This is a genomic window from Mycobacterium sp. ML4 (genome assembly GCF_054515735.1).
The window spans coordinates 239130-265669 of the sequence record NZ_JBTNSY010000006.1 but is presented as its reverse complement, the minus strand read 5'-3'; the positions used below and the strand labels follow the sequence as shown (position 1 = coordinate 265669).

Annotated in this window: 14 protein-coding genes and 1 pseudogene; 10 read left to right on the top strand and 5 right to left on the bottom strand. The window is 67.9% G+C overall.

The window, feature by feature from the left end:
- The first annotated feature begins 92 nt into the window (after positions 1-92).
- From recC to recD, 3 genes are read left to right on the top strand one after another with little or no spacing between them, the layout of a single operon-like run.
- Entirely contained in the window at positions 93-3377 is a 3285-nt protein-coding gene (gene recC, locus ACX9NE_RS08995; RefSeq protein ID WP_459361328.1) for an exodeoxyribonuclease V subunit gamma, read from the top strand.
- A complete protein-coding gene (gene recB / locus ACX9NE_RS08990; protein ID WP_459361367.1) occupies positions 3377-6679 on the top strand; it encodes an exodeoxyribonuclease V subunit beta in 3303 nt (1100 codons plus the stop codon). The genes recC and recB overlap by 1 nt, the downstream gene beginning before the upstream one ends.
- The gene (gene recD / locus ACX9NE_RS08985; RefSeq protein ID WP_459361327.1) at positions 6676-8433 is read left to right on the top strand and encodes an exodeoxyribonuclease V subunit alpha; all 1758 of its coding nucleotides are present in this window, start codon (positions 6676-6678) and stop codon (positions 8431-8433) included. Before recB ends, recD begins: the two co-directional genes overlap by 4 nt.
- 357 nt (positions 8434-8790) lie before the next feature.
- Here recD and ACX9NE_RS08980 read toward each other — a convergent pair.
- Positions 8791-8886, bottom strand: a pseudogene (locus tag ACX9NE_RS08980) (antitoxin); the annotation flags it as partial.
- 148 nt (positions 8887-9034) lie between these two features.
- Here ACX9NE_RS08980 and ACX9NE_RS08975 point away from each other — a divergent pair.
- From ACX9NE_RS08975 to ACX9NE_RS08965, 3 genes are all read left to right on the top strand, one after another.
- Positions 9035-9244 (top strand): hypothetical protein, encoded by a 210-nt coding sequence (locus ACX9NE_RS08975; RefSeq protein ID WP_459361326.1) that lies wholly within the window; start codon positions 9035-9037, stop codon positions 9242-9244.
- 638 nt (positions 9245-9882) lie between these two features.
- The gene (locus ACX9NE_RS08970; protein WP_459361325.1) at positions 9883-12909 is read left to right on the top strand and encodes a PE family protein; all 3027 of its coding nucleotides are present in this window, start codon (positions 9883-9885) and stop codon (positions 12907-12909) included.
- A gap of 469 nt (positions 12910-13378) precedes the next feature.
- Positions 13379-15013: a PE family protein gene (locus ACX9NE_RS08965; protein WP_459361324.1), complete on the top strand. Its 1635-nt coding sequence runs from the start codon at positions 13379-13381 to the stop codon at positions 15011-15013.
- A 104-nt stretch (positions 15014-15117) separates the two neighbouring features.
- Here the strand turns inward: ACX9NE_RS08965 and ACX9NE_RS08960 are convergent, their stop codons facing one another.
- Positions 15118-16059 (bottom strand): SAM-dependent methyltransferase, encoded by a 942-nt coding sequence (locus tag ACX9NE_RS08960; protein WP_459361323.1) that lies wholly within the window; start codon positions 16057-16059, stop codon positions 15118-15120.
- Between the two features lie 143 nt (positions 16060-16202).
- Between ACX9NE_RS08960 and ACX9NE_RS08955 the strand changes: the two genes are divergently transcribed.
- Positions 16203-18578 (top strand): lysylphosphatidylglycerol synthase transmembrane domain-containing protein, encoded by a 2376-nt coding sequence (locus ACX9NE_RS08955; RefSeq protein WP_459361322.1) that lies wholly within the window; start codon positions 16203-16205, stop codon positions 18576-18578.
- A gap of 34 nt (positions 18579-18612) precedes the next feature.
- On the opposite strand, the gene ACX9NE_RS08950 is transcribed toward ACX9NE_RS08955, so the two are convergent.
- On the bottom strand, positions 18613-21264 hold the full coding sequence (locus ACX9NE_RS08950; protein ID WP_459361321.1) for a GH92 family glycosyl hydrolase: 2652 nt from the start codon (positions 21262-21264) through the stop codon (positions 18613-18615).
- Between the two features lie 163 nt (positions 21265-21427).
- Here ACX9NE_RS08950 and lpqN point away from each other — a divergent pair, with 163 nt between their 5' ends.
- The 3 genes from lpqN (at position 21428) to ACX9NE_RS08935 (ending at position 25059) form a co-directional block, all read left to right on the top strand.
- Positions 21428-22111 (top strand): envelope biogenesis lipoprotein LpqN, encoded by a 684-nt coding sequence (gene lpqN, locus ACX9NE_RS08945; RefSeq protein WP_459361320.1) that lies wholly within the window; start codon positions 21428-21430, stop codon positions 22109-22111.
- Between the two features lie 101 nt (positions 22112-22212).
- Positions 22213-22698, top strand: a complete 486-nt coding sequence (locus ACX9NE_RS08940; RefSeq protein WP_459361319.1) for a PNPOx family protein — start codon at positions 22213-22215, stop codon at positions 22696-22698.
- 87 nt (positions 22699-22785) lie between these two features.
- On the top strand, positions 22786-25059 hold the full coding sequence (locus ACX9NE_RS08935) for an FUSC family protein (protein WP_459361318.1): 2274 nt from the start codon (positions 22786-22788) through the stop codon (positions 25057-25059).
- A 2-nt stretch (positions 25060-25061) separates the two neighbouring features.
- On the opposite strand, the gene ACX9NE_RS08930 is transcribed toward ACX9NE_RS08935, so the two are convergent.
- Together ACX9NE_RS08930 and ACX9NE_RS08925 are read right to left on the bottom strand one after the other, a co-directional pair.
- Positions 25062-25373 (bottom strand): hypothetical protein, encoded by a 312-nt coding sequence (locus ACX9NE_RS08930; RefSeq protein WP_459361317.1) that lies wholly within the window; start codon positions 25371-25373, stop codon positions 25062-25064.
- Between the two features lie 649 nt (positions 25374-26022).
- Positions 26023-26523, bottom strand: coding sequence for a DUF5994 family protein (locus ACX9NE_RS08925; RefSeq protein ID WP_459361316.1), 501 nt, complete (start codon positions 26521-26523; stop codon positions 26023-26025).
- Between the last annotated feature and the right edge of the window lie 17 nt (positions 26524-26540).

Sequence of the window (26540 nt, the reverse complement as noted above, 5' to 3'; positions counted from 1 at the left end):
TCCACCCGCTCGGCGCAGTCAGCTCCTGCCCGCGCCCCTTTGTCCACCGCTAGCGCCGCCGGTGTCGGCGCGGCGGTCTAGGGTAGCCCGCGATGGCGCTTCATCTCCACCGTGCCGAACGGACCGACCTGCTGGCCGACGGCCTGGCTGCCCTGCTGGCCGAGCCACTGCCCGACCCGTTCGCCGATGAGCTTGTTCTGGTGCCTGCGCGCGGGGTGGAGCGCTGGCTCAGTCAGCGCCTCTCCCACCGGCTGGGATCCGCATCCGAGCGCGGTGACGGCGTCTGTGCGGGCGTGTCGTTCCGCAGCCCCACGTCACTGATCGCCGACATCACCGGCAGCGTCGACGATGACCCCTGGTCTGCGCAGGCCATGACGTGGCCGTTGCTCGAGGTGATCGACTGCTCGATGGCCGAGCCGTGGTGCCGTGCGTTGGCAAAACATCTGGGGCACTTCGATATTGGTGACGAAGCAGACCTGCGCCGGGGACGGCGGTATGCGGTGGCTCGCCGCCTGGCCGGGCTGTTCGCCTCCTACGCGCGGCAACGTCCCGGACTACTGGTCGACTGGCTGGACGGCGAACCGGGCAATCTCGACGCCGACCTGCACTGGCAGCCCGAATTGTGGCGCGCCCTGGTCCCTCTGATTCCCGCCGATCCGCCGCACATCAGGCACGCCACCACCATTGCCCGCTTGCGCGACGGTCCGGGCGACCTGCCGCCGCGATTGTCATTGTTCGGCCATACCCGGCTGGCGTGCACCGATGTGGAACTGCTCGAAGCCGTCGCCGTCCACCACGATCTTCATCTGTGGCTCCCCCACCCCAGCCACCGCCTGTGGCAGGCGCTCGCCGGCGTGCGCGGATCGGTGCCGCGGCGCGAGGACACCAGCCATCGCCACGTGGGCCATCCGCTGCTGGCGACCCTGGGACGGGATCTGCGCGAGCTGCAACGAAGCCTGCCGGCCGATCCCGCGACTGACGAAGCACTCGGTGAACCCGATCGCCCGGACACCCTGCTCGGCTGGCTGCAGTCCGATCTGGCCGCGGATGCGGTCCGGCCGGAAGGCCGCCTGCTCGCAGCGGACGATCGATCGGTACAGGTACACAGCTGTCACGGTCCGGCCCGGCAGATCGACGTGTTGCGCGAGGTACTGCTCGGCCTGCTCGCCGACGACCCGACGCTCGAACCACGCGACATCCTGGTGATGTGCCCCGACATCGAGACCTATGCGCCGTTGATCGTCGCGGACTTCGGCCTGGGCGATGTGGTGCACGGCGCGCACCCCGCTCATCGCCTTCGGGTGCGGCTCGCCGACCGCTCACTGCTGCAGACCAATCCGTTGCTGGGCGTGGCGTCGCAACTGCTGAATCTGGCCGGGGGCCGGGCCACCGCGAGTGAGGTGCTCAACCTCGCTCAAGCCGCCCCGGTGAGGGCGCGGTTCGGCCTCAGCGACGACGACCTGGAAGGCATCACCGGATGGGTGCGGCAGTCGAACATCCGGTGGGGTTTCGATCAGGAACACCGGAGGCCGTTCGGGGTCGACTTCGTACACAACACATGGCGGTTCGGTCTCGACCGGGTGCTGGCCGGCGTCGCGGTGTCCGAAACGTCCCATTCCTGGATCGACTCCACACTGCCGCTGGACGACGTCGGCAGCAACCGCGTCGGGTTGGTCGGCCAGTTCGCCGAGTACATCGACCGGTTGCAGCGGGTAGTCGGTTCGCTGACCGGCGCGCGACCGCTGCGGCAGTGGTTGACCGCGCTCGCCGACGGCATCGGCCTGCTGACTCTCATCGACGACGACGACACCTGGCAGACCCACCAGATGCAACGCGAGTTCTCCGACGTCCTGCGCACGGCGGGTTCCCGGGACCAGACCCTGATGCGGCTTGCCGACATCCGCGCCCTGTTGCAGCGGCACCTCGCCGGCCGTCCCACCCGGGCAAACTTCCGCACCGGCACGCTGACGGTCTGCACGATGGTTCCGATGCGTTCAGTCCCGCACCGGGTGGTGTGCCTGGTCGGCCTCGACGACGGAGTGTTCCCGCGCCTGGGCGTCGTGGACGGCGACGATGTGCTGGGCCGGCAACCGCTGACCGGCGAACGCGACATCCGTTCCGAAGACCGGCAGCTGTTGCTGGATGCCATCGGTGCGGCCACCGGGAATCTGGTGATCACCTATACCGGCGCCAACGAGTATTCAGGGCAGCGCCGCCCCCCCGCCGTGCCGCTGGCCGAGCTGCTCGACGCCCTGGACATGACCACCGCCGAGCGGGTCCGCTCTCGCATCGTCGTCGAACATCCGTTGCAGCCCTTCGATATTCGCAACGTCGAACGCAGTGCCCTGGTCGCCGGCACGCCGTTCAGCTTCGACCCGACTGTGCTGCGGGCAGCGCGCTCGGCGACCGGAGAACGATCCGAGCGGCCCGCACTGATCAACGGACTGTTGCCGGCGCCGCCTGCCCAGGACGTCGTCCTGGCCGATCTGGTCGCGTTCTTCAGGGATCCGGTGAAAGGCTTCTTCCGCGCCCTCGAGTACACCCTGCCCTGGGACGTCGACGGGGTGGCCGATGCCATGCCGGTCGACATCAATGCCCTCGAGGAATGGACCGTCGGCGACCGGATGCTCAGCGACATTCTGGGGGGCCTCGAACCGGATGACGCGCGGCACGCGGAATGGCGGCGCGGTACCCTGCCCCCGGGCCAACTCGGCTGGCGCAAGGTCACCGAGATACGCGACCAAGCGGCATTGCTGGCAGCGGCGGCGTTGCGGCACCGCCGAACCGACAGCGCAACGTACGACGTCGACATCGATCTGGGTGGGCGCCGCCTCACCGGCACGGTGCCGCAGGTGTTCGGTGACCGACTGGTATCGGTGACGTACTCCAAGCTCGACGGCAAGCACCTGCTCGAATCCTGGATTCCGTTGTTGGCGTTACACGCGCATCAGCCCGACCGGGACTGGGCGGCGGTCTGCATCGGCCGGCCCAAGCGCGGCACGACGCCCCGCGAAGCGCAACTGGGGAGCCCGCGTGAGGCGGCGCGCGCAGTGCTCCGGGACCTGGTGGCCATGTACGACGCCGGGCGCCGCGAGCCGATTCCGTTGCCCATCAAGACCTCCTACGCGTGGGCGGTGGCCCGGCACACCGGTGACGACCCGATGAAACAAGCGTCCTACCGCTGGAAGAGCGATCTCTATCCCGGCGAGGATCAGGCCCCGGCGCACGTCCGGGCCTGGGGCCGCAACGCGCGGTTGACCGAACTCATGCAACCGCTGCGGCCTGGTGAGGACCCCGCCGGGGAAGATCATCGTCTCGGGGCTTTCGCGGCCCGTCTCTGGCTGCCGCTGTTGCGGGCCGAGAGGCAGTCCGGATGATGCAACCGTTCGACCTGCTGGGACCGCTACCCGCCGAACGGTCCACCACGGTGCTGGAGGCCAGCGCTGGAACCGGCAAGACCTTCGCGCTGGCGGGTCTGGTGACCCGCTATGTCGCCGAAGGCCACGCGACGCTCGACGAGATGCTGCTGATCACCTTCGGACGGGCGGCCAGTCAGGAGCTTCGCGAGCGGGTACGCGGCCAAATAGTCGACGCGGTGTCCGCTTTCGAGGACCCCTCGGTCGCCGACGACAACGAGTTGGTGCAGCACCTGATCCGCGGCACCGATTCCGAACGCAGCGCGCGAAAGCAGCGACTGCGTGACGCGCTGGCCGGCTTCGACGCGTCCACGATCGCCACGATTCATCAGTTCTGCCAACTGGTGCTCAAGTCACTCGGCGCCGCCGGCGATACGGACGCCGGTGTGACCTTGCTCGAGGACCTCAACGACCTGGTCACCGAGATCGTCGACGACCTCTACCTGGCTCACTTCGGGCGGGAACGCAACGATCCGGCGTTGAGCTATCGCGAGGCGTTGCGAATAGCGCGCGCCGCGGTCGCGAACCCGTCCACCGAGCTACGGCCGCGTGACCCGGACCCGGGATCGCACGCGGCGGCCTGCATCGATTTCGCGAAAGACGTTCTCGCCGAAATGGAACGACGCAAACGACGCCGGGGCGTACTGGGGTACGACGATCTGCTCATTCGGCTGGCCGGCGCACTGGTCGCCGAAGACTCCCCCGCCCGCGTCCGGATGCACCAGCGTTGGCCCATCGTCATGGTCGACGAGTTTCAGGACACCGATCCGGTGCAGTGGCAGGTGATCGACCGGGCGTTCAGCGGGCAATCGACGCTCATCCTGATCGGTGATCCGAAGCAGGCGATCTACGCGTTCCGCGGCGGCGACATCGTCACCTACCTTCGCGCAGCCCGGACCGCGGGTGAGCGAAGGACGCTGGTCAGGAATTGGCGCAGCGACAGCGCGCTCGTCGAACGGTTACAGGCCGTGCTGCGCGGAGCAGAACTCGGCGACCCCGCGATCGTCGTTCACGACGTCGCAGCGACGCACCGGGGCCATCGCCTCACCGGCGCTCCCCACAACGATCCGTTTCGGCTTCGCGTTGTGCGACGAGCGGCTCTGGGCCGCAAAGCAACTCAGAATCTCCCCATCGACGAGCTGCGTGAGCACATCGGTCGCGACCTCGCCGCGGACATCGGTGGGCTGCTCGCCAGCGCGGCACGGTTCGACGGCAGACCCCTGCAAGCCCGCGACGTCGCGGTCATCGTCGAGAGCCACAAGGATGCCCGCGCCTGCCACCGCGCTCTCACCGAGGCGGGCATCCAGGCGGTCTATACCGGTGACTCGGACGTGTTCAGCTCCGAGGCCGCCGACGACTGGCTGTCACTGTTGGAGGCGTTCGACCAGCCACACCGTCCGGGTGTTGTCCGCGCCGCGGCAACGACGATGTTCTTCGGGAAGACCGCTCATGATCTGGCGGCCGGGGCGGACGCACTCACCGATGACGTCGCCGACACTCTGCGTGAGTGGGCAGACCACGCCCGCGAGCGTGGGGTCGCCGCCATTTTCGAGGCCGCACAGTTGAGCGGCATGGCCGATCGGGTGCTGTCCTGGTACGGCGGCGAGCGGCATATGACCGACCTGGCGCATGTCACCCAACTGCTGCAGGAGGTTGCCCACCGGGAGCACTACTCTCTTCCGGCGCTGCGCGATTGGTTGCGCGGCCAACGTGAGGAACGTGGCGGGAGCACCGAACGCAACCGGCGGATCGACAGTGACGCCGCCGCCGTTCAGATCATGACGGTCTGGGTAAGCAAGGGCTTGCAATACCCCGTGGTGTATCTGCCCTTCGCGTTCAATCGCAACGCCGGTGACCGCGATCTGGTGCTGTTCCACGACCGGGGAGCGCGTTGCCTGCATATCGGTGGCAAGGACAGTCCTGATTTCGCTACCGCCGAGAAGCTGGGCCGCAAGGAGACCGCCAGTGACGACAGCCGCCTGACATATGTCGCGTTGACCCGTGCCCAGTCACAGGTGGTGGCCTGGTGGTCGCCGGCGTACGGCGAACCCAACGGAGGCCTGTCGCGGCTGTTGCGAGGCCGACGGCCCGGCCAGTCGGAGGTCCCCGATCGCTGCGATCCGGTCAGGATCACTGACGACGAGGCGTGGGTGCGGCTTCGAGAGTGGCAGGATGCCGGCGGGCCGGTCGTGGAAGAATCTGCGATCGTCCCGGCACCGCGCGTGTCCGGCCATCCGAACTCGTCCGATCTCGGTATTCGCCACTTCCATCGCGCCATCGACACCGCGTGGCGGCGCACCTCCTATTCGGGGCTGATCCGAGTCGCCGAGCAAGCCGCGGGGGTGAGCAGCGAACCCGAAGTCACCGAGCTCGATGACGAAGTCGGCGACATTCCACTGGCCGCGGCGCCGTCGCCGCCGGACCTGCCCTCGCCGATGGCCGACCTGCCCTCGGGTGCCAAGTTCGGCTCGCTGGTGCACGCGGTGCTGGAAACCAGTGATCCGTTCGCTTCCGATATCGCCGCGGAGCTGGAGACGCAGATCGGTATTCATTCGCCATGGTGGCCGGTGGACGTCCCGGCACCGCAGCTTGCCGCGGCCCTGGTCCCAATGCACGACACGCCCCTGGGACCCCTGGCAGCCGGGCTGACGTTACGCCGAATCGGCCTCCCGGATCGGTTGCGGGAGTTGAACTTTGAGTTTCCGCTGGCCGGCGGCGACACGCGGGACCCGCACGTCGAGGTCCGGCTCGCCGACCTCGGGCTGCTCCTGCGCTCCCATCTGCCCGCGCAAGACCCGCTAGCCCCGTACTCCGACCGGTTGATCGGCGAGGCACTCGGTGGGCAATCGTTGCGCGGCTATCTCAGCGGTTCGATCGACGCAGTGCTGAGGATTGCGCATGGCGGCGCAGCGCGCTATCTGGTCGTCGACTACAAGACCAACTGGCTCGGTGAGCCGGATCGGCCGCTGACGGCCGCCGACTACACGGCGCCGAGAATGGCCGAGGCGATGCTGCACTCCGATTACCCACTGCAGGCGTTGCTGTACAGCGTGGTCCTGCACCGGTTTCTGCGTTGGCGGCTGCCGGATTACGATCCGTCACGATATCTCGGCGGGGTGCTGTACCTGTTTGTGCGCGGCATGTGCGGGCCCGATACTCCGGTGTCCAACGGCCATCCGGCCGGAGTGTTCAGCTGGGCGCCGCCGCCCGCGCTGATCACGGAACTCTCCGACCTGCTCGACGGCGGGCGGGCCGCCCCGTGACCACCGAGACCATTGATCCCGCCGACCGGCGTTACGCCATCAATGCCGCCGGGTTGCTGCGGACCTTCAACGACGCCGGGGTCATCGAAGCGGCGGATGTGCATGTCGCGCAGCGGCTTACGGCGATGGCACGCGAGCCCGATCCAACGGTCGCGCTCGCGCTGGCGCTGGTCGTACGCGCGCTGCGCGGCGGCTCGGTCTGTGTGGATCTGAGGTCGGTCGAGTCGCAGGTGGGCGTTGCCGATCTGCCGTGGCCGGCGGTGCGGCAGTGGGTTACCGCGGTGCTGGCCAGTTCGCTGGCCGGGCGGCCCCCGGTGCTACGGGTGTACGACGGCAATCTGCTCTATCTGGACCGGTACTGGCGCGAGGAGCAGCAGGTCGCCGACGACTTCCTGGCCCTGTTGGAAGCCGTCGGCGACTGGCGGGTTCCCGATGTCGGCCGGTTGTTCCCGGCCGGCTACGAGGAACAGCGCGAGGCGGCCGCCATTGCCCTCGAGCAGGGATTGACGGTTCTCACGGGCGGCCCGGGCACCGGCAAGACCACCACGGTAGCGCGGCTGCTGGCGCTGTTCGCCGAACAGGCGGAGCTCAATGGCAAGCTACCGCTGCGCATCGCGTTGGCGGCACCGACGGGCAAGGCAGCGGCCCGGTTGCACGAAGCGGTGCAACTCGAGCTCGACCAGCTCAACCCCGTTGATCAGCAACGGGTTTCGGGCCTGCGGGCAACAACGCTGCACCGGTTGTTGGGCAGCAGACCCGACACCTCGTCGCGGTTCCGCCATCATCGGGGCAACCGATTGCCACACGACGTGATCGTGGTCGACGAGACGTCCATGGTTTCACTGACAATGATGGCCCGGCTCCTGGAATCGGTACGCCCGCATACCCGGCTGCTTCTCGTCGGCGATCCCGACCAGCTGGCGTCGGTAGACGCTGGCGCGGTGCTGGCCGATCTGGTCGAGGGCCTGGACGCGCGTGCCGATGCCCGGATCGCGAAGCTGCGGACCTCACACCGGTTCGGCGAATCCATCGGCGCGCTGGCGTCATCGATTCGCGACGGGGACGCCGACCTCGCGATCGAGGTTTTGCGGGCGGGAGGCGATCACCTCGAATGGATCGACACCGATGACCCTAGCCAGGAGCTCCGCAAAGTGCTTGTGCCGCATGCTGTCGCACTGCGCCACGCCGCCCTGCTCGGTGACGCGCGGACCGCGTTGGCCACCCTCGACGAACATCGGTTGCTGTGTGCGCACCGTCGGGGCCGCTACGGGATCGCGCACTGGAACCGGCAGGTGGAACGATGGCTGGTCGAGGTGACGGGTGATCCGATCTGGTCACCGTGGTATGCCGGAAGACCCGTGCTCGTCACCAACAACGACTACGGGCTGGGGGTCTACAACGGCGACGCCGGGGTGACCGTCGTGGACGGCTCGGGCCGGCAGGGGGCCCTTCGGGCAATGATCGCCGGCGCCGACGAGCTGCTCGGGTTCGCGACCAGCCGGTTGCCGGACGTGGAGACCATGCACGCTATGACAATTCACAAGAGTCAGGGCAGTCAGACGACAGAGGTCACCGTGCTCATGCCGCCCGAAGATTCGCGATTGCTGACGCGGGAGCTGTTCTATACCGCGGTTACCCGGGCGAAGCAGAAGGTGCGCGTGATCGGTCCGGCGGCCGCGGTGCGGGCGGCGATTGCGCGTCGGGCGGTGCGGGCCAGCGGACTGGCGCGTCGATTGGCTGGTAGCGCCCACTAGGTGGATTTCGCGGGGAGGAGGACGGCGACGTCTTGGTGCGGGTGCGCAAGACCGCTACCCGGAGTTGCCAGATGTCCGTGATTAATTCGCGCAAGCTGAGCAAGGTAGGCATCGGTGACCTGCCGTTGACCGACCACGCCGCAGACGTCTAAATCGGCGAGAGACGCGGTTGGGCCAAAAGTCGCGCTGCTGCTGCAGATTGGCCCGACCGAACGAGAAATCGAACAAGACTTCCCGGCGTGCTCGGACACGTAGCAAATGCTGCATCAGATGCCGATACCCAGGCCGTGGCGGCTTCCTGATGCACATGTTCGACAACGGCGAGCGCGATGAGCACGTTTGCCTCAAGCAGTGCCGTCACTCGTCGTCCTCCTGTGATCGCACGTCCTCAGTTGTCACGACTCTTCCGACGCTCACCACCGGGAACCCGGTCCTCGGATCTACCGAGATTGCCGCAGCCTTGCCCACCTATGTCACTGTGCACGCCTACATGTCCCACGCGATCTGCACCGCCACCGCCGGCGTCCGGTGCATCGAACATGGACATTCGATCGAGGACGAGACCGCCGGGCTACTGGCTGAAAGGACATCTCGTGGTTGCTTGCAGCCGTTTCTCGACGATGAGGACGCGGTGGCGGTGCCGCCCGCCAACGTGCCCAACTTCACGCAGATGGTCACCGGCACCGATCATCCCCTACCCACTCGCGATCAAACGCAACGTCAAAATCGCTTCGGCACCGACACCGTGTTGACGCCAAACTCCCCAGCCGCCAATGCGCCCAAGTGTCGATCGACGATGCCGAGCTGTTAACCAAGTCCGGCCGACCTCATTCGCGTTGACGCCGACCCGGTCGCCGATATCTCGCTGATCGCCCGTCCTGAGGGGGCGTTCACCGCCATCGTCGAGGCCGGACGGCTGGTCAAAGCGGCCGCCTTCTGACCCGCACCGTCGACTCGAACTGGGTGCGGCCGCCGAAGAATTCATCAATATTTCTGAGATAATTCATCAATACTAATCAATAATCACTCGTTCCCCCACCTCGGGCCACGAACTAATTCATCAAATGGAACGGGTAATTCATCACATCAGCGCGCCCGCGGCGTTCGTGTTGAACCCGAGAATATTGTGTCAGAGGACCGTATGGCCAGACCCCGAACGGTTATGGACTAATTCACCTGGTCAGGTACGCTGAACCCGGCACCTGCGCTGTGCTCCGAAACCACCATGACGCTTCTATAGCTCGCCCACGAAACCGACGAGCCAACCGGGCCGTCTCGTCCCCGATCACGGCATGTGAAATCCCGGAATTCCGCGTGAACCATCGGAATGTGCTTGCACACGAACTTCACGGAGAAAAGCGCTGAATTGGCAGAATATTTCTCGCCGCGCGCGTAGCGTGCTCGGCGTCATTATGCAGAGTGCTTGTGGTTGAGCACCAGGAGGTCAAAATGTCCTATCTGATAGCGGCGCCTGAGGTGTTGACCGCGGCGGCAGCTGAATTGAGTGCGATCGGGGATGCTCTTGGGGCGGTGACCGCCGCGGCGGCATCGTCGACCACCGGCATTGCTGCGTTGGGCGGTGACGAGGTATCAGCGGCAATCACCAATCTCTTCAGCGCATACGGGCACGACTTTCAGGCACTGAGCGAGCGTACGGCGCTGTTTCATACCGGGTTCACTCAGGCCTTGCTGACAGGTGCAGGGTCGTATTCGGCCGCTGAGGCTGCCAGCGCCTCGCCACTGCACATCCTAATTCAGGACGCCCAGAATCTGACAACGTTCTCACCGGTCAGAACCCTCACCGGACGCCCGCTGATCGGCAACGGCGCCAATGGCGCCCCCAGTACCGGACAGGCCGGCGGGGACGGCGGCTGGCTGATCGGCAACGGCGGCAACGGCGGATCCGGAGCACCCGGACAAGCGGGCGGCACGGGCGGAGCAGCTGGGCTGTGGGGTGCCGGCGGGGCCGGCGGGGCCGGCGGGGCAGCTGCCCTCGCGGGCACGATCGGCGGGGCCGGCGGGGCCGGCGGGGCCAACGGGCTCTTGGGCGGAGGCAACGGCGGGGCCGGCGGCGTCGGTGGGGCGGGTGTAACCGGTCTGGGTTCAGCAGCCGGCGATGGCGGTGCTGGTGGAGCTGGTGGGGCCAACCGGCAGTTGGTCTCGCTATTCGGTGCCGGCGGGGCCGGCGGGGCCGGCGGGGCCGGCGCGTCGGGATCAGACGGGTTGCCGGGCGGGCAGGCCGGTAGCGGCGGGGCCGGTGGAGCCGGCGGGGTCGGCGGGGCCGATCAGGCCCTGATCGGCGGAGCCGGCGGGGTGGGCGGGATCGGTGGTGCCGGCGGCCCGGGTGGACACGGCGTCGACTCCACTGTGACGGGCGGAACTGGGGGAAGCGGCGCGACCGGCGGTGCCGGCGGTAGCGCCGGCGCCGGTGGTGCGGTCACCGCACCGTTCAATTTCCTGGGGACCGCTGGTGCCAACGGTGCCGGTGGCGTCGGCGGCCAGGGCGGCCCGGGCGGGATCGGCGGCATCGGTGGGAGCGGGCTTAACGGCGACGTCCCGACCGCAGGTGACCAGGGCGGCCAGGGTGGGGCGGGCGGTCAAGGCGGAACAGGTGGGGCCGGCATAAACGGAGTCGGCGGCGGCGACGGCGGGGCAGGCGGCACCGGCGGGGCAGGCGGGACCGGCGGCCAAGGCGGCACCAACACCGGCATCACCGGCGGAGACGGCGCGGGCGGCGGCAAGGGCGGCACCGGAGGGGCCGCCGGCAATGCCGGGGCGGGCGCCGACGGCGGCGCAGTAGGCACCATCGGCACCGGCGGCAAAGGCGGAGCCGGCGGCAACGGCGGGGTCGGTGGCACCGGCACCAACGGCGCCGACGGCGCCACCCCCACCCCGGGCGGCCCAGGCGGCCAGGGCGGAACCGCCGGCGTCGGCGGCGACGGCGGGGCCGGCGTCAACGGAGTCGGCGGGGGCGACGGCGGTGCCGGCGGCGACGGCGGGGCAGGCGGGACCGGCGGCCAAGGCGGCACCAGCACCGACAAACCCGGCGGAGACGGCGCGGGCGGCGGCAAAGGCGGCACCGGAGGGGCCGCCGGCAAAGCCGGGACTGGCACCGACGGCGGCGCAGCAGGCACCATCGGCACCGGCGGCACCGGCGGGGCCGGCGGTAACGGCGGGGTCGGTGGCACCGGAAAGAACGGCGCCGACGGCACCAGCCCCACCCCGGCCGGCCAAGGCGGCCACGGCGGAGCCGCCGGCGAAGGCGGCACCGGTGGAGCCGGCATCAACGGAACCGGCGGCGGCGACGGCGGGGCCGGCGGCACCGGCGGGGCCGGCGGGACCGGCGGCCAGGGCGGCACCAACACCGGCACCACCGGCGGCGACGGTGCGGCCGGAGGCAAAGGCGGCACCGCAGGGGCCGCTGGCAAAGCCGGGGCCGGCGCCGACGGCGGCGCAGCAGGCACCATCGGCACCGGCGGCATCGGCGGGACCGGCGGCAACGGCGGGGCCGGTGGCACCGGCACCAACGCCGCCGACGGGATCACCCCGGGCGGCCAGGGCGGCGGGGGCGGTGACGGCGGCAAAGGCGGCACCGGCGGAGCCGGCATCAACGGAGTCGGCGGCGGCGCCGGAGGCCAAGGGGGCAGCGGCGGCAGCGGCGGAAACGGCGGTGTCAACACCGGGCCTCCCCGCCAAGATAGCCCGGCGGGCGGCCGCGGTGGCCAGGCGGGCAACGGCGGGACCGGTGGTGCTGCCGGCACCGGCAGCACCGTGGGCGGCCGAGGCGGCCAGGGCGGCACGGGTGGCAACGGCGGCGGCGGCGGAGCGAACACCACCAGCACGGGCGGCGTTTTCGGATATGGCGGTGGCGGTGGCGGTGGCGGGGCGGGTGGTCACGGCGGCGCCGGCGGCGGCGGCGGCGCGCCCGGCGGCAATGGCGGCACCGGCGGGAACGGCGGTGGCGGCGGAGCGGCCAGCAGCGACTTCTTCACTTTCGCCGACGGAGGCGCCGGCGGAAACGGGGGTGGCGGGAGCACCGCTGCCGGTGACGCTGGCGGCCGGGGCGGCGGCGGAGGCGGCGGAGGCGGCGGAGCCGCTGCCAGTAGCTCTTTCACCGCCGGCGGCGGCGGCGGGGCGGGCGGCGCTGCCGGCGGCCCCGGCGGCACCGCCGGAAACGGCGGTGCTGGCGGCAATGCATTGTGCGCCGGCTCTCTCGGCACAGCGGGTGAAGGCGGCATCGGCCAGGACGGCGGCGCCGGCGGCGGTGGTGGCGGCGGAGGCGGAAGTGCGATCACCCTTGGTGGCCTCGACGGCGGCGACGGCGCAAACGGCAGCAACGGGGGCGCCGGCGGAAAAGGCGCCTTCAGCGGCCTTGGCCAGCAAGGCGGCACAGGGGGCAAGGCCCCCAGCGGAGGCGGCACGGGCGGGAACCCCATTTTCTCCGGAAGCCCAGGCGGTGCCGGCCAGTCCGGGTAAACAACCACCAGCTACCAACCCGGGCGGGCCAAAAGAACCGGCAAGCGGCCCCACCACCAGCCCGAAATTAAGCCGGGTGAAATTTGGTGAATTGCAGTTTGATCCTGGGGATTATTTGTGCATCACCGCAGGCATGATGCATTGGTGCTGGTTGCCTGCGCTTCATCGCGGTCGTTGACGCTCACGACGTTCGCCCACGTTCCACGAACCGATGCCAGCTCGATGCCACCTTCACCATCGCGTCGCCTGAGCCGTACACCCTCAGGGTCTGGCGTTACCCTCCCAATAGCGTGATGCCGGTGCCTTAGGCTAAGTGCCAGTTCGTTGCTCCAAAAAATTCATCATGCGAGCAGCGACCTTCACCGGTTTCCCTGATTCGAATACCAATGCCTGGCAGGTGGATAAGATCGCCGCATATTCCAGCGCTGATCGGTGAAACTCTCAGTGCCCACTTATTGGGAGGTGCCAGTTGTTATTCGTGGTGACAGCGCCAGCAATCGTGGCAGACACGGCCGCGGAATTGGGTCGGCTCGCCGGCCAGCTCAAAGCCGTCAACAACGCCGCCGCAACGTCGACACGGGGGATACTGGCGGCATCCGAGGATGAGATCTCGATTGCCGTCGCGGCGTTATTCAATTCTCATGCCGGGGATTATCACGCGCTGAGCTCCCGCATGGCGTTATTTCATCAGCAGTTCGTCGAGGCTCTGCAAGCGGGCGCCGGCGCATATGCCGCCGCCGAGGCGGCCAGTACCTCTCCATTGCAAGGAATGCTCGATTTGATCAACACGCCCACCCAGGTACTGCTGGGACGCCCGCTGATAGGCAACGGCGCCAACGGCGCCCCTGGCACCGGCGGGAACGGCGCGGCCGGCGGAATCCTGATCGGTGACGGTGGAGGAGGCGGTTCGGGCGGCCCAGCCAATCCGGGCGGCGGCAGAGGTGGCGACGCAGGCTTGTTCGGCACTGGTGGGGCAGGTGGCGCCGGTTTCGGCGGCGGAGCGGGTGGCGCGGGCGGGGCCGGCGGAATCTTCGGCGGCGGCGGCGCGGGCGGCTCCGGCGGCGACAACGGCGGGGGCCAGGGCGGGCGCGGTGGGGCCGCCGGCTGGTTCGGTATCGGTGGTGTTGGTGGCGCGGGCGGAACCGGGGTGATCGCCGGCAACGGCGGCGCGGGTGGCGCAGGCGGCTGGTTCGGCTCGGGCGGTGTGGGCGGGCAAGGCGGGGGTGGTGCCAGCGGCGGAGCGGGCGGCGTGGGCGGTGATGCCGGGATCTTGGCCGGCACGGCGGGTAGCGGCGGGACCGGTGGGACAAGCCTCATCGGCCCGTCGGGCGCGGGCGGCGCGGGTGGTGCAGGTGGGCTGTTCACCCAGGGCGGCGCCGGTGGTGGCGGCGGCCCCGCAGGGTCGGGCACCACCGGCGGCGGCGGGGCGGGTGGAGCCGGTGGCCACGGTGGGATCTTCGGTTCCGGCGGCACCGGCGGAGCCGGTGGCGCCAGCAACGCCGGAGTGTTCGGGTTCGACGGTGGAGCCGGCGGCGCGGGTGGAGCGGGCGGCCCATTCGGCAACGGTGGCGCCGGCGGAGTGGGCGGCGCCGGACGCGTCAATGGCGGAGCAGGTGGGCATGGTGGTTTAGGGGGATTGTTCGGCACCGGCGGCACGGGCGGGATCGGCGGAGCGGCGCAGTTAGGGGGTGCGGGCGGTGCCGGGGGTGACGGAAATTCTTACATCGGAAACGGCGGCGCTGGTGGCGCAGGCGGCTTTGGCCTCGTGGGCGGGTTGGGCGGGGGCGGCGGCAGTGCCGGGTACCTGGGCAACGGCGGCGCCGGGGGGATCGGTGGCTTTGGCGGCACCGTCGGCGGCAATGGCGGGACGGGAGGCCAGGGCGGATGGATCGGGAACGGCGGGTCGGGTGGCGCCGGCGGGACGTGCGATGGCGACAACGGCGGCGACGGAGGCCGCGGGGGCAATGCGCGACTGGTCGGCAACGGCGGTAACGGCGGTAACCCGGGAACAGCCCCGGCGCCGGGCACGCCGGGCAACCCCGGTGCCGGCGGCACGGGCGGGCAGTTGATCGGCCAGAACGGAATCAACGGTGTACCGGCCTAGACACGGCAGGCCGATAGGTGCGTCGCGCACGGTAGCGGTCTTGCGATGACTCGAGACCGGCCAGAACGATTTGAACGCCGGTGAAGAGCGCCGCGAGCTGAAAGCTAACCGCGCACCGCTGCGACGAACTGGGTGCGCGGCGAGGTGTCCTCGATTCCTTCAGGGACACCGCGTCCATAGCTGTTCATCAGCTGCGCGGACGGCGTTACCGTGGCGTCCCAACCATGCCGGCGCAACCACTCGCCCACGTCCTCGCGCTCCTCGAAGTACCACAGCTCGTCGGTACTGGGCATTTCGCGTTGCGGGTCGACCTTGGCAAATATTGCCCGCAGTCGATCCACGCGATCCCGTCGCTGCCCGCGCACATTCTCGTCGAGCCAATCCGATCCGGGTGCCTCCACCGCGATCCGGCTGCCTGCCGCGGTGAGCGCCTGAACGCGCTCGAACAAGAGCTCGTGAGCCGTCGCGGGCAGATACGGCAACAATCCCTCGACCGACCAGGCGCTCGCCGCCGAGGCATCAAACCCGGCCTGCTGCAAGACCGCCGGCCAGTCGTCGCGCAGGTCCACCGCCACCGGAACTCGGTTGCAAGTCGGTACCGCACCGTGTTCGGTCAGCGTCGACAGCTTGAAGTGCAGCACCTTGGGCTGGTCGAGCTCGTACACGGTCGTGCCGTCCGGCCAGGGCAGCCGCCACGCCCGCGCATCCAGACCCGCCGCCACGATCACCACCTGCCTGACGCCGGCCCGCGCCGCGTCCAGGAAGAATGAATCGAAAAAGGCCGTGCGGCAGGCCATGTAATTCACCATCGACTGCATCTGCGCGGGCAGCTGCGGTTCGGCCTCGACGACTTCATCGGGCAACTCCGGCGCGGCGAACCAGTTCCATACCCCGTCGCCCACGACATCCAGAAAAACCCGGGCGAAAGGATCGCTGATCAGCGGATTCTCGGCTTCGGTCGCCGCCGCGCGCGCCGCGGCCACGCCGAGCGCCGTCGCCCCCACACTCTCGGTGATCTCCCAGGTGTCGTTATCCGTTCGCGCCACGCTTCGTCCTCTCGCTCCGCAACACACAACAGCGCCGACACTACGTGAGCAGGATCTGAACCGAGCGGCACGTTAAGTTGTCGTAGAACAGTAGACGGCGGCACCCCCAAGACGGATCCCCAGGATCTCGAAGGACCCTGCACATGCGAGTTGACGGCCGCGACATCATCGTGTCCGGCAGCTTGCTGCAACCACTGACCCGACGCACCAACGACATCATCCGGCTGGCACTGGCCGCCGCCGCACTGGTGGCGGTCATCACCAGCTCCCTGATCACCCGCCCGCGCTGGGTGGCCCTGGAAAAGTCCATCTCGGAGATCGTCGGGGTCCTGACCCCTGCGCAATCCGATCTGGTGTACCTGGTGTACGGCATCGCCATCCTGGCGTTGCCGTTCGTGATTCTGATCGGCTTGATCCTCTCGCGGCAATGGAAGCTGCTCGGTGCATACGGGGCCGCCGCGTTCCTGGCCGTTCTTCCGTTGTCGATCAGCGGCAACCGCATCTCGGCGCCGCGCTGGCATTTCGACCTCAACGACAAACTCACCACGGTGCCGGCGCAGTTCCTCGACGACCCGCGCTGGATTGCCATGCTGGCGTCGGTGCTGACCGTGTCCGGTCCCTGGCTGCCGGCCCGCTGGCGGCACTGGTGGTGGGGGCTGCTCCTCGCCTTCGTCCCCATCCATCTGGTGGTGAGCGCCATCGTGCCGGCGCGTGCGGTCGTCGGGCTGTCGGTGGGCTGGTTCGTCGGCGCATTCGTGGTGCTGGTCGTGGGCACTCCCGCGCTCGAAGTGCCGCTGGAGGGCGCGGTCCGCGCGTTGGCCAAACACGGATTTCTGGTGTCGCGGTTCCTGGTCGTCCGGCCGGGCGGGCCGGGTCCGCTGGTGTTGTCGGCCGAATCAACCGATCCCGGCGGCTGGGCCGCGGTCGAGTTGTACGGCCCCCATCAACGCAGCGGTGGCGCCTTGCGCCAGGTTTGGCGCAAACTGCGGCTGCGCGGTTCGGAGACCGCGCCACTGCAAACGTCCATGTGGCGAGCCGTCGAGCATCGCGCGTTGATGGCCATCGCGATCGCCGACACCGGCGTCGCCAACACCTCGGCGATCGCGCTGGCCGCTCTGGAGCGGGGCTGGACGATGTACGCGCACCAACCCGTGCAGGGGGTGCCGCTCGACGAATGCGCCAACGAGACTCCGGTCGCCAGCGTGTGGGGATCGCTGCAGGTACTCAACGACCACCAGATCTCCCACGGCGACCTGCGCTGCAACGAAATCACGGTGGCCGAAGGCAAGGTGCTCTTCGGCGGTTTCGGCGCCGCCGAGTACGGCGCCACCGAGGCGCAACTGCAATCCGACATCGCCCAACTGCTGGTGACGACGTCTGCGCTGTACGCGGCGGAACCCGCGGTCAGCGCGGCGATCGAGACGTTCGGCAAAGACACCATCCTCACGGCTTCGCGCCGGCTCACCAAATCGGCTGTGCCCAAACGCATCCGGGAGTCGGTGGCCAACCCCAAGGCGGTCATGTCCGACGCGCGCGCGGAGGTGAAACGCCAGACCGGCGCCGACGAGATCGAATCCGAGACCATTACCCGATTCAGCCGCAGCCAGTTCATTCAGTTGGTGCTGATCGGGGCGCTGGTCTATGTCGCCTATCCGTTCATCAGCACGGTGCCGACATTCTTCCACGAACTGCGCACGGCGAATTGGTGGTGGGCGCTGCTCGGCCTGGCGGTATCGGCGCTGACTTACGTTGGAGCCGCCGGGGCGCTATGGGCCTGCGCGGACGGCGCCGTGAGCTTCTTGAAGCTCTCGATCATGCAGGTGGCCAATACTTTTGCCGCAACAACTACCCCGGCCGGCGTGGGAGGCCTCGCGCTGAGCACGCGGTTCCTGCAGAAGGGCGGGTTGACCGCGCTACGTGCCACCGCGGCCGTGGCGCTGCAGCAATCGGTTCAGGTCATCGTGCATCTGGCCCTGCTGATCTTTTTCAGCGCCGTGGCCGGGACTTCGACAGACCTCTCCCACTTCGTGCCGAACGCCACCGTGCTGTACCTGATCGCCGGTGTGGCGCTCGGCATCATCGGCACCTTTCTGCTGGTCCCCAACCTGCGCAGGTGGCTGGCGACCGAGCTTCGGCCCAAGATCGGCGAGGTGACCCGCGACCTCGCCGACCTGGCCCGCGAGCCCAGACGGCTAGGACTGATCGTATTAGGCGCTGCCGGAACGACTTTGGGCGCAGCCTTGGCGCTGTGGGCAAGCGTGGAGGCGTTCGGCGGCGGGACGACGTTCGTCACTGTCACGGTGGTGACGATGGTCGGCGGAACGCTGGCCTCCGCCGCACCTACCCCCGGGGGCGTCGGCGCGGTGGAAGCCGCACTCATCGGTGGACTCGCCGCCTTCGGGGTACCTGCCGCCATCGGTGTGCCCTCGGTATTGCTGTACCGGGTACTGACCTGCTGGCTGCCGGTGTTCGTGGGCTGGCCGGTGATGCGCTGGCTCACCAAGAACGACATGGTCTGAGCGACTGGCAACGCGAACAGATTCGACGCCAACGCTATTCAGCGGTGTCCGTTCCCAAGACGTCGACCAGGACGCTCACGTTCCTGCTGCTTTCGCCGACGATGGTGGTCAGGTACACCAGGTAGTAGCCCTCCGGCAATGCCGGCGCCACCGTTATCGCGACGTCCACCCTCGCGGCGCCGTTGTCAGCGAACCGTCCACCGGCGGGGGCGACCCTGATCCCCTTGACGTACGGGGTGCCGAAGATCGTGTATTCCTCAGGTCCGTCGATCATGCGCTGCGCGTCCAGCCTTACCGTCCCCGTCGTTCCGGGCGCGATCGTCACGATCGGATGCGAGACGTTGACCGTGACCGCCGCGCTGCCCGCGCCGAATGACGGCGGCGCCGAGGATTCAGCGGTAGCCCAGCTTTTGTCGGGCTGAGCCGCAAGCGAAAACACGATATCGCCGCCGGTGTGGATGAACGATTCTGGAAGATAGGTCCGGTCACTCGGTGCACCGTCGACACGCAACCCGCTGATGTACTTCAGGCGATTGCGTCCAGAGGCACCCGGCGCCGTGATCCGAATGGATCCGCCTGCCGGGAGAGCGACTACGGCGCGGTCGAACAGCGGTGCGTTCAGGGTGAGCACCGCAGTGCCGGGAGTGCTCGGGTAAAGGCCCAGCGCGGCCCACACGTACCAACTGGACATCGCGCCCAGGTCGTCGTTACCTGGTGCGCCGTCGGGCGTGGGTCCGAACAATCCGCGGACCCGGTCGACAGTGCGCTGCGTCTGCCAAGGCTGACCGAGGTAGTTGTACAACCACGGCACCCCGAAACCCGGCTCGTTACCCGCCCAGAGATAGGGCTCATTGGGCCCCGCGTTGAGACGACGGGTCAAACGGTTCAGGCGGGCGGCGGCCGCCTGGCGACCGCCCAGCGCCGTCGCCAGTCCGGCGACGTTGTGCGGCACCAACCACAAATACTGTTCGGCGTTGCCCTCGTCGTAGCCGGGCTGCCCGAAGGCCGAACGCGCGTCCGTGAAGCCCGGCCCGTCGCGAAAGAGCCCGCTCGGGCCACGCGGGGAGATGTAGCCGGTCGTCGGATTGAACACGTTCTGCCAGTACTGCGCCCTGTCCTGAAACTCGGCAGCAGTCGCGGTGTGACCCAGTGCGGCGGCGAACCGGGAGATGGCAAAGTCGTCGATCGACCACTCCAGCGTGATCGACGCCGCCGGCCCGAATGCGGTGAGCTGGGGAACATATCCCTGCTGCAGGTAAGCGTCGATGCCCGGTCGCTCCACGTAGCCGTTGACACCGACACCGCCTCTGGTCGCACCACTGACCATGTAGCGCAGCGCCGACTCGACGTCAAAGTCTTTGGCCCCGAACATGAATAGGTTGACAATCAGCGGGACCACGCTGTCGCCGGTCATCTGGCTCGTCGCGGCATTGGCCAGCGCCCAGCGGGGAAGCGCCCCGCTGTGTTCGGCGTCGGTCACCAGCGACTGCGCCATATCGCTGGCTTCCTTCGGGAAGAGCAGGCCTTGCAGAGCGGCCAGGCTGCGGTAAGTGTCCCAGTCGGAGAAGTTGGCGTACTGGGTACGTCCCGGCGCCACCGTGTGAATGGCGTTGTCGAAACCGATGAAGCGACCATCGGCATCGTTGAACGTGTTGGGATGCAGTAGTGAGCGGTACAGGCAGGTGTAGAAGGTCTTCACATCGCCGGGGCTACGGCTGGCCAGCTTGATGCGGGACAGCGCCGCGTTCCACGCGCTGTTCGCTTGCGCGCGAACGCTGTCGAAGCTTCCCCGCTCGGCGGCGAGGTTGGCCCGCGCGCCGTCGATGCTGACGTAGGAGATAGCGGTCCGCACCTCCAGCACCGCGCCGGCCGGAAACAACGCGTAGCCACCGCTGTACGGCGAATTCGACTGGCGGGCACCGTCGTATACCGAATAGCCGTCCCAGGTTCCGTAGGAGATGAAGGGCTGATTGAACTCCATCGCGAAGTACACCGTGTAGGTGTTCTGCTTGTCACAGAACGAGCCGCTGGTCGCCCATCCGGTGATCGTGGTGTTGTCCTCGTCGAGCTGGATGGCCGCGCGGGAATTGCCGGCCAGCGAGGCGCCGGCGCGCACGTGCAGCAGTGCCGGCTGGTTGTCCCGCGGATAACTGAACCGGCCCAGCCCGGTCCGGGTGGTCGCGGTGAGTTCGGCTTTGATACCGGTATCGGGGAATCGGACCGTGTAGTAGCCGGGCACGCCGGACTCGGTGTTGTCGTGGGCGATTCGATCCCACGCACGCCATGGCCGCGGACCGACCGGACTGGTGGTCGGCAGCATCGAGATATCGCCGAAGGCGGGACAACCCACCGAGGCGTGGGTCATGCTGAATCCGGCGGCACGCTCGTTGGCGTGGTCATAGCCGGCGTAATTGCCGACGGTGTCCGGCGAGTACTGCACCATGCCGAAAGGCATGGACGCGCCAGGGAAATTGTTGATCTCTCCGACGATGTCGCCTCCGTTACCCGTGCCGATGAGAGTGTCGACGTGTTCGACCGGATTGGTCACCTCGGCAGGTTCACCGTCGTAGGCGGTGGGCGACAGCAGGAAGAACGGGACAAACAGGGCCAGCACCGCAACGGTGGCGACGATGGCTTTCGGGCCCCCGGGGCCCGCTGGGCCCCGTCGCGACCTACGTGACCGCATAGATGTCTCTTACTGCACGCCGTGCATTTCAGTGGTCTTTTCGTCAAATGACGCGCTTGGCGTATCTGAAAAGACAGTGACGACTGATTGCGCAATTCGGCTAGTCTCTTCTGCGACGTCACCGGCACGGATGCCGGTGCCACGACTTCGGGAGATGCGATAGATGAGGGACCTCACGGCGGTAGTCGCGACAGTGGCATTGAGCTTGACGCTGGTCGGTTGCCACTCCGAAACCAAGACCGAGGTCAAAACCTCGACTTCCACCAGCACCTCGACGTCGACCGCCACCTCCTCGGCGACCACCAGCGCAACGCCGGGCGCGCAGGCCAACAAGACCATCGCCGATTACATCCGGGAAGCAAACATCAAGGAGATTCCGGTTCACCATGGCGACCCGGGCTCTCCGACGATCAATCTGCCGGTGCCCAACGGCTGGCGCACGGTCCCCGAAGGACAGGGTGCTCCCTACGGCGGCATCGTCTTCGACGCGCCCGCCGACCCTAACGATGCTCCGACGATCGTGGCGATCGTCTCCAAGCTGGAAGGCAACGCCGACCCGAAGAAGATCCTGGAATACGCTCCGGGCGAGTTGAAGAACCTGCCCGATTTCGAGGGCGGCAGCGCGAACGGGAAAGAGTCCACGCTCGGCGGTTTTCAGGCGTGGCAGTTCGGCGGGTCCTATACCAAGAACGGCAAGAAGCGCACGGTCGCCCAGAAAACGGTGGTCATCACCGGACCCAACGGTCTGTACGTACTTCAGCTCGATGCCGACGCGCTCGACTCCGAAACCGGTCCGCTGATGGACGCCACCGCGGTCATCGACGATCAGACCACGATCACTCCCTGAGTAACGGGCGCCGCGGACTCACACTCCGCGGCGTCTTGCTGCGCGGGCGGAAGCCATGAGGCATCTCCCGCAGCGGGCCGCGATTGTCTACGGTGAAACCCATGACAGAACAGTCGTTTGCGATTGACGTCGGGCATCCACCGTCAGCCTTGCTGAAAGCCGTCAACCCGGCCCTGGGCTTCCTGTTGGGCACCCCACTTGGTGGCTCGTTGCGCACGCAGTTCATGGTGCTGCATTTCACCGGCCGCAAATCGGGCAAGCAGTTCAAACTCCCGGTGAGCGCGCACGTCATCGATGGCGACCTCTACGCGCTGGCCAGCGCCGCGTGGAAGTTCAATTTCCGCGGCGGCGCGCCCGCGCAGGTGGTCTACAACGGCAAGACAAATGCGATGCGCGGCGAACTCGTCGAGGACCGCACCGTCACCCGTGACCTCTACCTGCGCGCCGCGCAGTCCTATGACGTCAAGCGCGCGCAGCGCCAGATGGGACTGAAGTTCCGCGACAACCGGATTCCGAGCGCAGAAGAGTTCAGCGAGGCGATCGAACGACTCAAGCTGTCCGCCATCAAGTTCACCCCTGCCGCCTGAGCACCGACCTTTGCCCTTCTTGACCAGCGCCGATTGCCGCGTGTTGCCGTACCTGGTGTGCAGGGCGCGCGTTGCCACGATCGCCGGATGTTCCGCCGTCCTGCCATTCGTCTTGCCGCAGGGATGAAAACCGCCTTCGTCAACGCATCGATGACCACGCGGTACCGACGGGCACGCACGTGGACGATCGGCTCGGACCCGGGCCTGTTGCGGCTTCGGCTGGCTACCCGCACGACTATCGCCTTGGGCTGCTCCCTGTTGGCGATGTATGTGCTGACCAGCGCGGTCCATCAACCGTTGACCGTCGCGCTGCTGGGCGCCGTGATCACGATGATCGCGGCCCGATCTGTCAACGAGCCCGACCCACACCAGCAACGGATCACGATGTCGTTATTGCCGGTGGCGGCAGCCCTGTCCATCGCCGCCGCCGCGCTGCTCACGCCGTATCAGTGGATCAGTGACATCGTGTTCGTGATCGTCGTGTTCGTCGCGGTCTACGTCCGCCGGTTCGGGGCCCGCGGCCGGGCGCTCGGGATGGTCGCGTTCATGGCTTACTTCTTCAACCTCTTCCTGAGAGCCGGTGTGCACGAGTTGCCGTGGATGATCCTCGCCGTCCTGGTGGGCACCCTGTGCACGTTCGTCATGACCACGTACGTACTGCCCGATCGCCCAGAACGCGTGCTGCGGGCCACTATTCGCTCGCTACGGGCGCGGATGGCGATCGTCGTCGACACCACCGCCGACATCGTGCGGGACGGGCGACTCGACGAACGGCGCCGCAGGCGACTGCGAGTGCGAATCGCCCGACTCAACGAGACCGCGCTGATGGTCCAGGACCAGATCGACGAGAAGGCGAATCCCGCGGCATTGTGGCTCGGGCAGGGCGGCGATCAGTTGGCGCCGTGGCTGTATGACGCCGAACTCGCGGTCGAATGGGTTGCCATCGCCGGTATCCGCGCGGCCTCGGGGGAATCGGAGATCCCGGCCGGGACGCGCATCGAATTGGCCGCCGCGCTCGACCAGCTCGCCTGGGCCATTGGGGTTCCCGACTCGGCAGGGCTGGGCCGCGCGGCGAATCAGGCGCAAGAGATCCTGGATCGCGAGCCCGCGCCCTCAGGCGAGCCCCGGCACGCCGCGGTGGGTCGGCTTGCCCTGGCGATAAACTCCGCGGCGACAGCGACGGCGGAAGTACGAGAACAAATCGAGCACACCGTCGCCGACGGCGCCACAGAGCAGGAACCCGACGACGCCTCCCCCGGTATCGAGAGCGACTCGGACTCCGACGGGTCCACACATGGGCTGCTCCCGACCACCCGGCAAGCTATCCAGGCCTCGGTCGCGGCATCCTTGGCGATCGTCACCGGTGACCTGGTGTCTCCGGCGCGCTGGTACTGGGCGGTGATCGCGGCCTTCGTGGTCTTTGCCGGAACCAACACCTGGGGGGACACCCTCACCAAAGGTTGGCAGCGGCTGCTGGGCACCGTGTTGGGTGTGCCATGCGGCATCCTGGTCGCCACTCTGGTCGCCGGTGACCGCACCGCCTCGCTGGTGATGATCTTCGTGTGCCTGTTCTGTGCCTTCTATTTCATGCAGCTCACCCAGAGCCTGATGGCCTTCTGGATCACCACGATGCTCGCGCTGCTGTACGGGCTACTCGGGCAGTTCAGTTTCGACGTGCTGCTGGTGCGGATCGAGGAGACCGCCATCGGCGCGGTGATCGGTTGTGCCGTCGCAATCCTGGTGCTGCCCACCAACATCGGCACCGTGCTGCGCCAGGACACCCGCGATTTTCTGGCTGAGCTGTCCGCGCTGATCGCCACGTCCCTCGCGACCATGTTCGATCACGAACTGCCGGAAAGTCCCACCGAGCAGGCACGCCAACTCGATCGCAAGCTGCAACAGGTCCGGGCCACCGCCAAGCCGTTGTTGGCCGGCGTCGCGGGGTTCGCCGGCCGGCGAAGCATCCAGCGCAGGCTGAGATTGTTTCGCGCCTGCGACCGCTACGCCCGCATCCTGGCCCGGCGTAGCGAGCAGTACCGGAATCCGGACTGTCCGCGTGAACTGGCCGCCGCAGTGACGGCTGCCGCCAGTCAGATTCAGCGCAACATCGACTTGTTGGTGGCGATGCTCGACGGCGCGCACGCCGCTCCCGTCGTCTCCGCTGCCGACGCCCTGGACGCCGCCGAGGCGCTGGCACGGCAACATGACAGCACGTTCACCCCGGCGGCGTCCGGGCCCGATACGCAACGAAACCCCTCAGTGCTTCATCCGTTGCGTCAGATCGACCGCGCAATCGTTGCCGCCGCCACCCACCTCGACACCGATGCGGGACTCAAAACGTCTGCTTCCCAACAGAACTGATGTCAAGGCCACGGCCATACCTTCCGGAGAATGTCGGCCAGCTCGAAGGTCACCTGCGTCAGCGTGGCCTGTATCTCGGGCCGCTGTTCCGGGGGGAGGTTGTCCACCTCGCCCTGCACGATGGTCGCCTGCCGCTGCAGCTGCGCCAACTGCTGACTCCGCTGCGCCTGGGACAGGTTGTCCCAGTTCGCGTGTAGTTCAGATGTCTGCCGTTGCAGCTCCTGCACGTCGGACTGCGCGTCCGCCCGCGCGGGACTTGCCGTCAACAGCACGCAGGTGGCCAGCCCCGCAATAGCGATCGCCGCGAACTTCATGCTTTTCAGATTGCCGCGGCACGCTTGCCTGACGTTCACGGATTTCTTGCGAAACTCTTGCGCCCGCTCACCACGGCGTCGATACCGTCAACGCGCACCGGTTCACCGCGCGAGTTCACCCCCGCGCCGTGCAGCGGCTACGCGCCGATGTTGCCGAGCACGGCGTTGCAGCGAACGGCTTTGGTGGACAGTGAAGGTGGCGGCATCGCCATCAGGAAGGGACTGCCGCCCCATTCTTTTCGCCTCCGGCAGCAGCCATTCCAACTTACGGACCTTGTTGCCGCCCCAGCCGCCGTTGCCGCAGACGCCGTCATCCTTGATCCAGAGCGACCGGCCGGTAATTCTCAGCTGGGACAGTGGGCGCGCGGGTGTGGGCCCGTCGCCGAGGTGAGCGCACTGGAGCCTGTCACCCAGCTCGGGGAAGCGCTTGTGTAGGTAAGCTGTCACCCGCGAAACGCGGTGGCCGATGGGGCTGTTGAACGGACGGGTCTGAGCTTCTGGCGTTCGCCGACTGTATTGGTGCCCAACTCGAGACGGCGGAGCCGGTCATCTTTCGGCAGCATCGTTCGATCTTCGATGCCTGGGAATATCGGGTCAACTGCCGTGGCCCGAGAACCGGTGCGTGATCGCGCCGGTCCGCTGCGGCGCGTCAATCCGCGGGCGACGGATCTGGCCGCAGCCGCACGTCGAATAACTCGCTTTCAGCACGTGCCGCTCGCACGATGTGATCGCCGGACCGGAACGCCTGCGTGGTGAATTCGGACGGCGCGATCGGGAGGTCCGCGGCTTGACGCAACAGCATGAGGGCCAGAGTGCTAGACGTTCTGCAGGGCACCACGAGGATGTTCGCGCAGGCATGGCTACCGCTGACCGCCATCAGACGCTGGCGCGTGACCGCCTCGCCGGGCATATGCGGCTTTGCGCCGCTGAGCGCATCCAGGTCCGGCGAAGCCTGCAACGACGTCCAATTGACGCTGATCGCGACAACTTGGCCTAATCTCGGCGACACTACCTCGATCAGCTCGGGGAGCTCACCCGCAATCGAGGCCGAATGGGGCCACCATGCCCCGTCCACCGCCCCGCCCAACTCGAGAGCCAACGTAAGCCGGACCGGCCTGGCCAAGCGCCGGCCGTGCCGTCCGGAGTTCATTCTGAGGAATCTTGCTG

Excerpts from the sequence above, each read along its gene's own strand:
- recC (WP_459361328.1), top strand. The coding sequence starts at position 93 with ATGGCGCTTCATCTCCACCGTGCCGAACGGACCGACCTGCTGGCCGAC.
- recB (WP_459361367.1), top strand. The coding sequence starts at position 3,377 with ATGCAACCGTTCGACCTGCTGGGACCGCTACCCGCCGAACGGTCCACC.
- ACX9NE_RS08970 (WP_459361325.1), top strand. The coding sequence starts at position 9,883 with ATGTCCTATCTGATAGCGGCGCCTGAGGTGTTGACCGCGGCGGCAGCT.
- ACX9NE_RS08955 (WP_459361322.1), top strand. The coding sequence starts at position 16,203 with ATGCGAGTTGACGGCCGCGACATCATCGTGTCCGGCAGCTTGCTGCAA.
- ACX9NE_RS08950 (WP_459361321.1), bottom strand. The coding sequence starts at position 21,264 with ATGCGGTCACGTAGGTCGCGACGGGGCCCAGCGGGCCCCGGGGGCCCG.
- lpqN (WP_459361320.1), top strand. The coding sequence starts at position 21,428 with ATGAGGGACCTCACGGCGGTAGTCGCGACAGTGGCATTGAGCTTGACG.
- ACX9NE_RS08940 (WP_459361319.1), top strand. The coding sequence starts at position 22,213 with ATGACAGAACAGTCGTTTGCGATTGACGTCGGGCATCCACCGTCAGCC.
- ACX9NE_RS08935 (WP_459361318.1), top strand. The coding sequence starts at position 22,786 with ATGTTCCGCCGTCCTGCCATTCGTCTTGCCGCAGGGATGAAAACCGCC.
- ACX9NE_RS08930 (WP_459361317.1), bottom strand. The coding sequence starts at position 25,373 with ATGAAGTTCGCGGCGATCGCTATTGCGGGGCTGGCCACCTGCGTGCTG.
- ACX9NE_RS08925 (WP_459361316.1), bottom strand. The coding sequence starts at position 26,523 with ATGAACTCCGGACGGCACGGCCGGCGCTTGGCCAGGCCGGTCCGGCTT.